8 protein-coding genes are annotated in these 13065 nt (G+C 46.3%); 3 read left to right on the forward strand and 5 right to left on the reverse strand.

Annotation, left to right across the window (positions count from 1 at the left end; genetic code table 11):
* Positions 1 to 45 precede the first annotated feature (45 nt).
* Positions 46 to 1398 (reverse strand): two-component system sensor histidine kinase RppB, encoded by a 1353-nt coding sequence (gene rppB, locus QZW47_RS09030; protein WP_293126262.1) that lies wholly within the window; start codon positions 1396 to 1398, stop codon positions 46 to 48.
* 98 nt (positions 1399 to 1496) lie between these two features.
* Between rppB and QZW47_RS09035 the strand changes: the two genes are divergently transcribed.
* Positions 1497 to 2669 carry an RNA-guided endonuclease TnpB family protein gene (locus tag QZW47_RS09035; protein ID WP_293126264.1) on the forward strand — a complete coding sequence of 391 codons (1173 nt, stop codon included), beginning with the start codon at positions 1497 to 1499 and terminating at the stop codon, positions 2667 to 2669.
* A 43-nt stretch (positions 2670 to 2712) separates the two neighbouring features.
* On the opposite strand, the gene rppA is transcribed toward QZW47_RS09035, so the two are convergent.
* From rppA to QZW47_RS09050, 3 genes are all read right to left on the reverse strand, one after another.
* Positions 2713 to 3402: a two-component system response regulator RppA gene (rppA, locus tag QZW47_RS09040; protein ID WP_293126266.1), complete on the reverse strand. Its 690-nt coding sequence runs from the start codon at positions 3400 to 3402 to the stop codon at positions 2713 to 2715.
* A gap of 268 nt (positions 3403 to 3670) precedes the next feature.
* Complete coding sequence (locus QZW47_RS09045) at positions 3671 to 6775, reverse strand: efflux RND transporter permease subunit (protein ID WP_293126268.1); 3105 nt, start codon at positions 6773 to 6775, stop codon at positions 3671 to 3673.
* 80 nt (positions 6776 to 6855) lie between these two features.
* Positions 6856 to 7476 (reverse strand): hypothetical protein, encoded by a 621-nt coding sequence (locus tag QZW47_RS09050; RefSeq protein WP_293126270.1) that lies wholly within the window; start codon positions 7474 to 7476, stop codon positions 6856 to 6858.
* A 205-nt stretch (positions 7477 to 7681) separates the two neighbouring features.
* Here QZW47_RS09050 and QZW47_RS09055 point away from each other — a divergent pair, with 205 nt between their 5' ends.
* Positions 7682 to 7870, forward strand: coding sequence for a hypothetical protein (locus QZW47_RS09055; protein ID WP_293126272.1), 189 nt, complete (start codon positions 7682 to 7684; stop codon positions 7868 to 7870).
* Positions 7871 to 8844: 974 nt separating this feature from the next.
* Here the strand turns inward: QZW47_RS09055 and QZW47_RS09060 are convergent.
* Positions 8845 to 11262, reverse strand: coding sequence for a TylF/MycF/NovP-related O-methyltransferase (locus tag QZW47_RS09060; RefSeq protein ID WP_293126274.1), 2418 nt, complete (start codon positions 11260 to 11262; stop codon positions 8845 to 8847).
* A gap of 164 nt (positions 11263 to 11426) precedes the next feature.
* Between QZW47_RS09060 and cobA the strand changes: the two genes are divergently transcribed.
* Positions 11427 to 12995, forward strand: a complete 1569-nt coding sequence (gene cobA, locus QZW47_RS09065; protein ID WP_293126276.1) for a uroporphyrinogen-III C-methyltransferase — start codon at positions 11427 to 11429, stop codon at positions 12993 to 12995.
* The last annotated feature ends 70 nt before the right edge of the window (positions 12996 to 13065 follow it).

Raw genomic sequence — 13065 nt, forward strand, 5'->3', positions numbered from 1 at the left:
ATATGATAATAATTATGATCAATCCTAATAAAATGAGCTATCACTTCAGCGTGTGTAAATCAGGGGCAAACGAACAGTAAAGACACTGCCTTTTGTCAGTTCACTTTGAACAACGATCCTACCTTGATGAGTCTGAGCGATCGCCTGAGCAATTGCCAAACCTAAACCCGATCCACCTGTGGTACGCGCCCGATCGCTCTGCACCCGATAAAAGCGATCGAAAATGTGGCTTTGCTCTTCTGAAGGAATTCCAATACCAGTGTCTTGAATGTGAATCAGAGCTTCATCGGGAGTGCGATCGAGAATTGCCAAAACAGTTCCTCCCATAGGCGTGTAGTGAATCGCATTGGTAATCAGATTAGAAACCATACGATAAAGTTGGGCTGAGTCTCCCAAAATGACGATTGGCGCTTGAGTCCGTAAGTCTAATTTCAATGTCACCGATGCGTTGACAGACATTCCTTCGAGTTCTTCTACCAAATCTGTGAGAACATCGCTCAGATTGCAAGGATTGAGTTGCAGAGACGGACGTTGTTCCAGTCGGCAAATTAGAAGTAAATCTTTCACAAGCTGCGACAACCGCCCTATTTGTCGCTCCATAATGTCTAAATTCTGATGGATTTCCGGCAGTTCTTCAGCAAGTTTTGTTTCTTCTAACGCACTATACAGAACAGTGAGCGGCGTTCGCAACTCATGGGCAGCATCGGAGGTGAACTGCTGCATTTGACGATAAGATCGATCGATCGGACGCATGGCAAGTCCAGCCAGCCACCAGCTTGCACCAGTAACTAAAAAAATGGCAAATGGGACTCCCAACAGCAGCACTAACCGCAGCAGATATAGATAGGCATTCCACTCTTTTAGCGATCGCCCAACCTGTACATAGCCCCAGGGAATATTTGACCGCGTTCTTAGGGGCATAGAGATTTGATAGAAGTTAGAATCGTCCTTAACGCCAGATAATTGTTGCCAATATTTTGAAGCTACTAGAGAACCAGAAAATATTGGTTGTTGCCCGATCGTGGCAATCACTTGATTTGAGCGATCGACAAAACGAACGTAGTAGCCTTGCTGCTGAAAAACGCCTGCGATGTGTCGTCCAGAGGCATTTTCGATTGACTTTGTTAAAGTCTGGCATACTTCGCCAGGAAAACATAACCCCGGCAATATCATAGTGACTTGAGAATTTAGTTTCCCAGGCTGATCCAGTATTGGTTCAATAGAATCGTGTAGCGTTCCGGCTAATGATTCTAGCTTTTGGCGCAGAATATATTGCTGCGTGTGTAGTACAGCCTGATATAACCCAAAACCACACAGACTCAATAACAAGCCGATCGCCAACGCATACCAACCAGTCAATCGCCATTGAGTGCGGACAAATATAGGATCGTGCTTCATCAGAGAAATGGGTATAAACCCCGTCCTTTTAGGACGGCTTTACAAAAACACCAACACAAGATTCACCATTATCACAGAAGACGTGCTAAAGTGTGAGGATGAAAAAAGCCTACCGCTACCGTTTCTATCCCACCGCCGAGCAAGAAAAACTCTTGCGACGGACAATGGGTTGTGCGCGGTTAGTGTACAATAAGGCTTTGGCTGCTCGCACAATCGCCTGGTACGAGCGTCAAGAGAAGGTTGGCTATGCTCAAACTTCTTCCATGCTGACGAATTGGAAGAAAGAGGAAGATCTTGATTTCTTGAACGAAGTTAGTTGTGTACCGCTTCAACAAGGACTTAGACACCTTCAAACAGCGTTTACAAATTTTTTCGCAGGGAGAGCTAAGTATCCTAATTTCAAGAAAAAGCATAATGGCGGTAGTGCTGAATTTAGTAAATCGGCTTTCCGTTGGAAAGATGGGCAGGTATTTTTAGCTAAATGCACTACGTCATTACCTATTCGTTGGAGCAAGCAAGTTCCATTAGGGTGCGTTCCGTCTACTATTACGGTTAGACTGACGCCTGCTGGACGCTGGTTCGTCTCTATACTTGTAGACGACTACACAATTAAACCACTTCCTAGAATAGAAAAATCTATCGGTTTGGATGTAGGAATAACCAGCCTGATTGCTACTAGCGATGGCGACAAAATTGCCAATCCTCAGCATTTTAAAAAGCTTCGCAAAAAGTTAAAAAAGAAACAGAAAGCATTAGCTCGCAAGCATTCGGGAAGCAACAACAGGCAAAAAGCGCGGGTGCAAGTGGCTAAAATCCACGCACAGATAACCGATGCGCGTCAAGATTTTTTACATAAGCTGACGACTCAATTAACTCGTGAAAACCAAACGATTGTAGTTGAGGATTTGGCCATTAAGAATATGGTGAAAAACCATAAGTTAGCTCTTGCTATTAGCGATGCTAGTTGGGGCGAACTAATTCGTCAACTTGCGTATAAATGCCAGTGGTATGGCCGAGAACTGATTAAAATAGACCGCTGGTTTCCTAGTTCTAAGCGCTGTGGAAACTGCGGGCATATTGTCGATAAATTGCCGTTGAATATTCGCGACTGGGAATGTCCTAAATGTGGGGTCAACCATGACCGAGATATCAACGCTGCAAATAACATTTTGGCGGCTGGGCTAGCCGTGTCAGTCTGTGGAGCAACCGTAAGACCTGAAGAGAGCAAGTCTCGGAGGGCTGGTGCCTTGAAGCAGAAACCTGATCAGTGATGATTGGGAATCCCCGCTCCTTCAGGACGGGGTGGATGTCAATTTAACCAACTAGCCGATAGCCAAATCCATGCACAGTTTCAATCATCGCTGCACAGCCACAGTCTGCCAGCTTTCGACGCAAGAGGCGAATTCTAGCAGAAACAACATTGCTGATGGGTTCGGCATCCGTTTCCCAGAGTTGGGTAAGAAGCCGATCGCGGCTGAGAGTTTGATTGGGGTGTTTCATCAGATATTCCAGCAACCGAAACTCGTTGGCGGTGAGTGGAATGGATTGAGGTTGCCCTGAATTGTTCAACGTAGCGATACCGGAACTTGCGTAGTCAAGCACCAGTCGCCCAACCTGGATCTGTTGGGGTTGCAAAGAGGGCGATCGACGCTGAAGTGCGCGCAGCCTTGCCAGCAGTTCTGTTTTAACAAAGGGCTTTACAAGATAATCATCTGCCCCTGCATCCAACCCCAGCACCAGATCCTCCATTTGATCTTTAGCAGTCAACATCAACACAGGTAACGCACAATGCTTCTGACGCAACCGCTGACAGAGTTCGATGCCAGAAAGACCTGGCAGCAACCAGTCCAAGACAGCAACCGAGTATTCTGCCCATTGCAGTTCCAAATAGTCCCAAGCGACTAAGCCATCCTGCACCCAGTCCACCAAATATTTCTCGCGACTGAGGGTTCGTTGCAAGAGTGCTCCTAAATCTGGTTCGTCTTCGACCAATAAGATTCGCATAGGATTGATACTAAGGAATGAAAATTTAATAACTTACACAAATTTGTGGGGTGTCCCGCCCACCCAGGGCTATTTCATTCTTTGTAGGGGCAATCCCCCCGTGGTTGCCCCGATGCCTGAAATGAACGATAATTCTTCGGTGGGGCGGGGTAGGCACGGGGGCACTACCCCTACAAAACCCTCATTTTTTCGAGAATGAAATAGCCCTGCCGCCCACCCCACAATAACAATTAAAATTGTAAGTTATTTAATTTGCGATACTAAAGGACTACAGAGATGCTTGATCGTCAAAGAATTTGGTTGGTCTTGGTTTGAGAAGCTTGCCAAATCGAGCATACAATGCAGGCAGTACCAACAGGGTCAACACCGTTGATGTCAACAAGCCACCCAGAACCACGATCGCCAGTGGCTGCAACAATTCTTTCCCAGCACCGCCTCCCAACACCAGAGGAACCACTCCCAAGGCCGAAGTCAGGGCAGTCATCAAAATTGCCAGCAACCGTTCCATCGCCCCTTCCACAATAACTTCAGACATCGGCATTCCCTGAAGCAGCTTGACGTTGTAGTTATCCACCAATAACAAGCCATTGCGAGTTGCCACGCCGAAGAGTGTCACAAAACCAACCATTGAGGGCACAGAAAGCGTTCCTCCGGTGAGTAAGACTGCAATCACACCGCCGACGAGTGCTAGCGGTAGATTGACCATAATCATCAGCATAGCGGGAACGGACTTGACAGTGAAATACATCAAAATTGAGATCGCAACTACCGCCAATAGTCCAACAATCACAAAGTTACGAGTTGATTCTTGTTGTGACTTGTACTGTCCGCCATACTCGATCGAATATCCTTGAGGGAGTTGGACAGCTTTACCGACGCGATCGCGAATATCACCGACAACCGAGCCAACATCACGACTGTCAACGTTAGCAGAAACCACAATCAGCCGTGAGACATTCTCTCGGTTAATCGTATTCGGCCCTCTGCCGTAGTCAATCTTGGCTAACTGCGAGAACGGCACTTGTTGTCCAGTTGGAGTAGTAACGGGCAGGGCGCGAATGGCATCTAAATTGTTCCGTGCCGATTTAGTTACCCAAACCATCAGATCCACTAACTGTTGTCCGTCCGACACTTGAGAGACAATGCGACCATTTAATGCTGTTTCAGCGAAATTTGAGACCTGCGTTAGTGTCAGCCCGTACTTTAAAGCAGCATCGCGATCGAATTGAATCTGCACCTGACGAATTGGAATTTGAGGCTCTAGTTGCAAATCCACCAGTCCCTTGACATCTTTGATTGAGGTTTCAACCTGTTCTCCAATGCGCCGTAATTCCTGAAGATCGGGCCCGAAGACTTTAATCGCGATCGCACTTCGCACCCCAGATAAAACTTCATCCATGCGGTGAGAAATAAATCCCCCAATATTAGTCACAACGCCTGGAAACTGTCCCATAATTTGTCGCAATGCCTGAATTGTAGCAGGACGATTTTTCATCGCCTCCTCACTCAATTCGACATCTAAGTGCGCCAAGTTCACTGAAGCAGCATCAGGATCGCCCGGAGCTCGTCCGGCGCGAAGTTGCACTGATTCAAATCGCGGATCAGCCTTGAGCGCATTTTGAATTGCCACTCCAATGCGATTCGTGGATTCCAAGGAAGAACCGGGATAAAGCGCGATCGCATTCATCAAAGATTTTTCCTGAAAAGTCGGTAAGAAATTCCGTCCTAGGGTAGGTACAACAACCATCGCCGCGACGATAGCTGCGATCGTAACTCCCATAATTATCGTAGATTGTCGCATCGCCAACTCAAGCACAGGTCGGTAAATTCGCTTTGATAACTCCGCGACAAAAGATTCGCTAGTTTTTATGCGACTGTGGGGCAACAACACCGCACACAACGCAGGCGAAATCAGCATCGATTCCAAACTAGAAACAATGACCACAACCAAATACGCAATTCCCATCGGCGTGAAAATTCGCCCTTCCACCCCTGACAATGTAAAAATTGGCGAGAACACAATAATACCGATTAACATTGCGCCAATCAGGGACTCTCGAACTTCCTGACCGCCTTCAAAAATCACCTGCATCACAGGTTTAGGATTTTCAGAAAGATGATTTTCTTGCAAACGGCGATAAGTATTCTCACAGTAAACAATGGCATCGTCAACCGCAGTACCAATGGCAACTGCCAGACCACCTAACACCATCGTATTGAGTTCTAAGCCAATCAAATTACAGATTAGCAGCGAAAACAGCAAAGTCAAAAAGAAGTCTAAAAGGCAGACAGTTAGTGTTCGCCAATTCATCAAAAATGGAATCAGAATAATCGCGACTATCACACTGCCTTCAATCAATGCCGAGCGTACATTATCCACAGACGCATTGATATAGGCATCTTGACGGAAAGTCACCGTTGCTTTGACATCTTTGGGGAAACTAGCTTGCAATTCATCCATTGTTCGCATGATGGCGCGGGTTACAGTGGGACTATCCACCAACGGCTGTTTATTCACCATCACTACGATCGTGCGTTTTCCATTCCAACTCGCATCGCCCCGCTGAAGAGCTGGCCCGATCTTCACCTCTGCCACATTTTGCAGTTGAATCGGTTTCCCGTCGCGAATTGCCACCACAGCCTTTTGCAGATCTTCAATCTTCTGAATTTGTCCTTCTCCGCGCACCACCAATTCCTGATCCGGTGAAATCAGCAATCCGCCCGAAGTCTTTGCATTTGCTTCAGTTGCAGCCACTACCACATCCTGAAGTGAGATTTTCAATGCTTTGAGCTTTTCGGGATTGGCGATCACTTGAAACTGACGGACATCGCCACCATAAACCAACACCTGAGACACGCCAGGAACAGACATCAAGCGATTACTAATCACACCATCGACTAGACTGCGAACATCCATCAGCGAGGTTTTTTCTGATGTGAAAGCATACTGAATCACGGTTCCAATCGGTGGTGATAACGGCGATATTTGAGGAGTTCCAACTCCTTCAGGTAGCTTACTCTGAGCTTCCTGAAGTCGTTCTGATACAACTTCTCGTGCCGTTTGTGGATCTGTACCCCACTTGAATACAACCCGCAGGACAGAAATCCCAACAGCAGAGGACGATCGCACTACCTGCACTCCCGGCGCACCATTCACAGCACTTTCTAAAGGCAGCGTCACCAGCGATTCGACGGCTTCCGGCGCAAGTCCAGGGGCTTCGGTTTGAACTTCTACTTGGGGGGGTGCAAAATTTGGCAATACATCTAGGGGCATCTGACTGACGCTATGGATGCTAAAAATTGTCAGCGCGATCGCACCGGCAATCACAAACCATCGCTGTGCGATCGCCCATTTTGGAATCAGGTTCAGCATAAAATTTGGGTTTAAAATTAATAGAAAGCTCTAGGTATCTCCGAAGGGCTTAGAGATACCGCGATCGAATAGCTTAGACTTCACTTATTAGAGTCACTCGACTTATTCAAGCCCAAGAATGCAATCACACCCACAACGCCGAACCCAGCCGGAATTCCCACCCACAGTAGAGGAGAGATTCCAGAAGCTGGTGTGGATTCTGATGTGACGTTGGCTGATGTGCCAGAAGCTACTGCGGATGCAGGTGTGGGGCTAGTCGTTGTACCACCCCGCAATGCCTGTGAATACAACAATGTTGCACCTTGCGTCACCAGCATCACACCGGGTGCTAGGTTGCCTTCTGTGACTTCTATTTTGTCTCCCTGAGTTGTCCCCGTCTGAATCACAATAGGTTTGTAGCTGGTTCCCTCTTGCACATATACCAGCTTTTGTCCATCTGCATCAACAATACTGCTGTTCGGAACGGCCAACTTGGCTGCATCAGCACTTGCAGCGAGTGCTTCTGTTTTAATGCCCAATGCTGTGGCTGTTTCCGCATTCACAGTCAGCGGTTGTGTTACTTTACTACCGTCGCCCTTAAATTCATTGTCATGTCCAACGTGGGCGATCGCAGTAGATGCCGACAACATCAAACTAAGTAGTACCGATGCTCCATAGCCAACCGCGCGAGAACCGTAAATCCGAGACTGATTAGCTGTCATCAAAAATTCTCTCTTCAATAATGAAATTTGCTTTGCTTGATATTCATCATTGCAAGGAGAAGTGAAAATTTGGTGAAAAGTTGTAATCTTGCTAATCTTCAATTCATTGGCGCATCGGTATATAGTTTTCCTGCCTAAGTCATTTTTGTATATCGGACGATGGTTAAAAAATACTGTCAAGTAAAACGAGGCAGAGCCTCAAGATTTGCGTTACCAGGCAGAAGGTTGGGGAGAGTCTGACGTTGTAGAAGTTGTCGAGGCTTTGGAACAAGTTTATAATCATCGCAAAACAGCCAAACGTCGAGGTTTAGCTGCGGTGAATTTTATGTTAGATTGGACTTGGGAAAAACAGGTTAAGCGCTTTCTTGATGTTATCTCAAGTCTCACAGATTAATCTAACAAAAACATTTCGTAGTACGGACTTCAGTCCGCTCTCACAGATTAATCTAACAAAAACATTTCGTAGTACGGACTTCAGTCCGCTCTCACAGATTAATCTAACAAAAACATTTCGTAGTACGGACTTCAGTCCGCTCTCACAGATTAATCTAACAAAAACATTTCGTAGTACGGACTTCAGTCCGCTCTCACAGATTAATCTAACAAAAACATTTCGTAGTACGGACTTCAGTCCGCTCTCACAGATTAATCTAACAAAAACATTTCGTAGTACGGACTTCAGTCCGCTCTCACAGATTAATCTAACAAAAACAGTTCGTAGTACGGACTTCAGTCCGCTCTCACAGATTAATCTAACAAAAACAGTTCGTAGTACGGACTTCAGTCCGCTCTCAGGTATAAAACCAAAGTCCGCACAGATCCTGATACCAAGTGTGAAAAAATAATGCAACAGTGATGGTAGGGTGTGCCGCCACGAATAATTCCTAGCTACCTATCGACAATTTAACAGCTCCGCACCCGATCGCAATGGTATTATAAACGAACATAAAATTTATTGTGTAGCAATTTTTTGTCAAACTGGTATTAGTTATTGCGGTCAATCGACCTAACATGATATTATTCATCAGGTTTAGATAATAAGCCTGAAGAAGGACTGAAGTCCTCACTACGAGCCTGAAGAAGGACTGAAGTCCTCACTACGAGCCTGAAGAAGGACTGAAGTCCTCACTACGAGCCTGAAGAAGGACTGAAGTCCTCACTACGAGCCTGAAGAAGGACTGAAGTCTTCACTACGAGCCTGAAGAAGGACTGAAGTCTTCACTACGAGCCTGAAGAAGGACTGAAGTCTTCACTACGAGCCTGAAGAAGGACTGAAGTCCTCACTACGAGCCTGAAGAAGGACTGAAGTCTTCACTACGAGCCTGAAGAAGGACTGAAGTCTTCACTACGAGCCTGCGGGACTTGATATTATTTCAACTTTTTAAACCAGACTCCTGTTTCATCAATGGTATTCAGAGAAAATGACTCGCCTTTCATCTTCTCAAAATCGTGTACTGCTTGCTTGCAGCCCTCCCAGTGCCCGTAATCATCCACCTGAATCAAACCGTTAGCAATCACGCTGTCATAAAGCGTATTAAATATATCCATTGTGGACTCGTACCAATCTCCATCAGCGTGCAGAAACGCAATACTTCCGATTGCCGATTTGTATTTGGGTAAAGTCTCGGCAAATAATCCCTTAACTGGTACTACAATATCTTTAACTTGCAGTAACTCACAGATTTTGTCCAAATTTTCAGTAATATCAGCTTTGAGAGTTCCTTCGCCAAAATTAGTGAGATTTGCAGGTATTCCCTGATGGCGATCAATCTCCGTAGGTGCGGGCATTCCTTCAAACGTATCAAAAGCATACAGCAATCTCGGACGGCGGCTGTAATGTTTAATTACAAATGCGATTAACGCCGCTGAACCGCCTTTGCAAGTTCCGCATTCTACAAAATTTCCCGGCAAATCTTCCACGCATATTTGCTTTGCCAAACAATACAGAGAAAACAGTCTCGATTCGCTCAGCAGCGTGTAGGGGCGGACAATAGACAAGATATTTTTAAAGTTCGCAGGAGAATTTTGTGCTGACGATTTGCTGCGTTCAAGAATTTTTGGCAAATTTTGCGGTGGTAGCAAGGGTAAATTCAGTTGTGGCATAACTGAAATACCGCTGACTGAATAACCGTGCAAATGTGCTGGTAACTGCCAAGAAATATTGGGATCTGGTTGATGTTTGACAGGCTCGATATTGCCCCGCCAAGCAGCACCCATAATTTGCATGGTTTGATATACAATTGTTTGCCATCCCTGTTGTTTTAAGTGATCCAAACCCTTCGCTACAGCGGGAGCTGCTAAATCATGAAATAAAATTATTGCATCTTCTTCAGCTAATTTTTCGCAGGCGATCGCATCATTTAACGGCCCATCACCTTCGTGTTCTCCGTCAATAAAAATTAACGACCATTTGCGGTTAAATTCCTTTGCTAATTGCTCTACTCTTTGGGGGCTGTAGCCGGGTACCAACGTCACGGTAGTCTGCACGCCAGAGGCATTGAGAGCGCATTGAATTGAATCGATGACGCTCTGTCTAATATTCTCGGTTTCTAATAGCGGATCGACGACATCTAACTCTACTCCGGCGAGGGCTAAATGACAGGCCGACCAACCCAACCAGCAGCCAATTTCTAAGGCTTTTTTACCTGTAAATTTCAGGGCTGTATTATAAAGGATATGTGCTTCGTCGCGGCTGAGAAATCCGACTGAACTAGCACGGCTATCGACATACCAATTGTGCGGAATCTCTCGGCGCAGGTAAGGCCACGGACAAGTATTAGTGTCGCCAACAATCATGTTGGGAAAGTACGCATCCGGGAGGATAATTTTTAATCCTGGCGACACATAGTCTCCGGCGGGTAACAAAGTATTGTTTGTGATTTTAGATTGTTGTTGTACTGTTGTTAATTGTGGAGATACTGGACGTTGGATTGGTTGGTAGCGGAGACTAATTTCTACTTGATTGCCGTCGGTTGTTGCTAATTTTACTAAGTCGTGCTTGTGGCCGGTCATGTGCAGAATGCCGATCGCCCCGTGCGGCAAATATGGCTCCACAAAACACGCTTGCTGCTTGTCCCAGACGGGCAAACCGAAGTTGCAGCTCCAGTTACAGCCAGCCGGCAGCATCTCTGTGCGATCGAACATTTCAGTGCCGTAAACCAACCGATTTAAAGCTATTTGGTCAGTCATCAAAGAAACGTGCCGCTGCAATGCCTCTTCCAGATATACCGCCCAAAGTTCCCAGTGTGGCGCGTCTTTGTGCAGCGCGAAAATACCTGCATTAATAGTTGGGTAGCTGTGCAACTGTTTTGCCACTTCCTCACCAAAAGCTGCTTGATAGTCGCGAAAAACAAATTCCCAGTACCAAGGCAATTTGCCATAAGCTAAATAATAGCCTCTGTCCAATTCTGGCACCACGGCTAAACCTCGTTTTGCCGCGCCTTTTACGAATAATTTTACGGCTTGCCAATCTTGCACCCAAGCATCGGCATCTATCCACAGGTAGATGTCGAAATTGGGGAAGTAACGGCGCAGAAACGGACGAGCTAAAAGTCCTTTGAGATAGTGAGGCGCTTCATTTTGACCGGGAAAATCAAACTCCCAATCGGGTTTTTGAATGAAATTAACTTGTGTTTCTAGCCACTGTAATTGTTCCGTAGTGCAGCCGAGATCGAAAAAGCCGATCGCCACATTTGCACCCTCTGATTTTTCCCGCACCGATAAAATAGTGCCTCGCACCAGTTCAAAGTAATTTGCATCGGCGGCAGTGATGATGATAATCTGCATAAATAGTGAGTTGTGGCGGGTTTATTTAACCTGTTTGCACGATTGAGGTGGATGGGTAAACCCGCCCCGACAGGCTGCTGGAAAAGTCTGATTAAATTATAGGCTAAGCTAGGGTGCGCCACCACACCCCAATATTCATAAAACTATACTATCGAGGAGCAAATATGCAAAACCCAAAAGGAAAAGTTTATCTAGTCGGAGCGGGGCCCGGAGATTGTAACTTGATGACAGTGCGATCGCAAAAACTGCTATCCCAAGCCGAAGTCTTAATCTACGACGCACTCATCGACATCCCGCAACTCGAATTAATCCCAGCAACTTGTCGGAAAATCGAAGTTGGGAAACGCGGCGGCAAACCTTCCACCCAGCAGCAAGAAATTAACCGCTTGCTGGTAGAACACTGCAAGCTTGGTAAACAAGTTGTACGGCTCAAAAGCGGCGATCCGTTTATTTTTGGTCGATCGAGTTCCGAAATTCAAGCGTTGATTACAGCGGGCTGCGAGTTTGAACTAATACCCGGAATCTCGTCAGCATTTGCTGCACCTTTATTAGCAGGAATTCCCCTCACAGATCCGGTGATGAGCCGCTGTTTTGCGGTGATGAGCGCCCACGAACCGGACGCGCTGGAATGGGAAGCTTTAGTGCGGATAGAAACTTTGGTAATCTTGATGGGAGGACGCAATTTAAACGAGATAGTCTGGCAATTACAAAAATACGGACGATCGCCCGAAACTGCGATCGCCATTATCCGAGATTGCGGCCGCCCCGAACAGCAAATTTGGATCGGCACCCTCTCCGATATTGTACAGCAAACAATAGGTGAATCTCTATCGCCTTGCGTCATCGTCATTGGAGAAGTAGTTAGATTGCGCGAATTTTTAATCCAGCCAGAAAGCACAAACATGAGCAATACACCAGCCACTGCTAACGACAGCCAGCCTTTAGCCGGAAAAACGATTTTAGTCACCCGCGCGGCTTCCCAGTCTGGTCAATTTAGCGATCGACTCCAGCAACTAGGTGCCCGCGCGATCGAAATGCCAGCCTTGGTAATTGGTGAGCCTTCGAGTTGGGAAGCGTTGGATAGTGCGATCGCCCAAATGGCAAGTTTTCACTGGTTAATTCTCACTTCCCACAACGCCGTAGACTGTTTTTTTCAACGATTGCAAGCCAAAGGCAAAGACGCGCGCAGCTTGTTTGGCATTAAAATCGCAGTAGTCGGGAAAAAAACCGCAGAGAGTTTGCGATCGCACTCGCTACAACCAGACTTTATTCCCCCCAACTTTGTCGCCGATTCCCTAGTCGAAAACTTTCCAGACAATTTGCAAAACTGCAAAATCCTATTTCCCAGAGTAGAAAGTGGCGGTAGAGAAGTTTTAGTTAAAGAATTCACCGCGAAAGGAGCGCAAGTAATCGAAGTACCAGCTTACCAATCTTGCTGTCCCGAAACCATCGCTCCGATCGCCCTAGCCGCACTCCAGAATCAAGCCGTAGATATCATCACTTTTGCCAGTTCCAAAACCGTACATAACTTTTGCCACTTGATCAAAACAACTCCCGAATTTTCCTTATCTCAGGATTGGCTGCAAAGCGTTTGCATCGCCTCCATCGGCCCGGAAACCTCCAAAAGCTGTCAGAGTTTATTGGGTAAGTTAGACGTAGAAGCCACAGAATACACCTTAGATGGATTGACTGAGGCGATCGTCCAATGGGCAACAAAACATCAAAATTTGTAAATCTAATCTTCAGTCTGCGGAGGTGTTCGCCCAGCGAAACAAAAACGGTTCGTAGTGCGGACTTTAGTCC

The sequence above is a fragment of the Microcoleus sp. bin38.metabat.b11b12b14.051 genome, assembly GCF_013299165.1.
Classification (GTDB): Bacteria; Cyanobacteriota; Cyanobacteriia; order Cyanobacteriales; family Microcoleaceae; genus Microcoleus.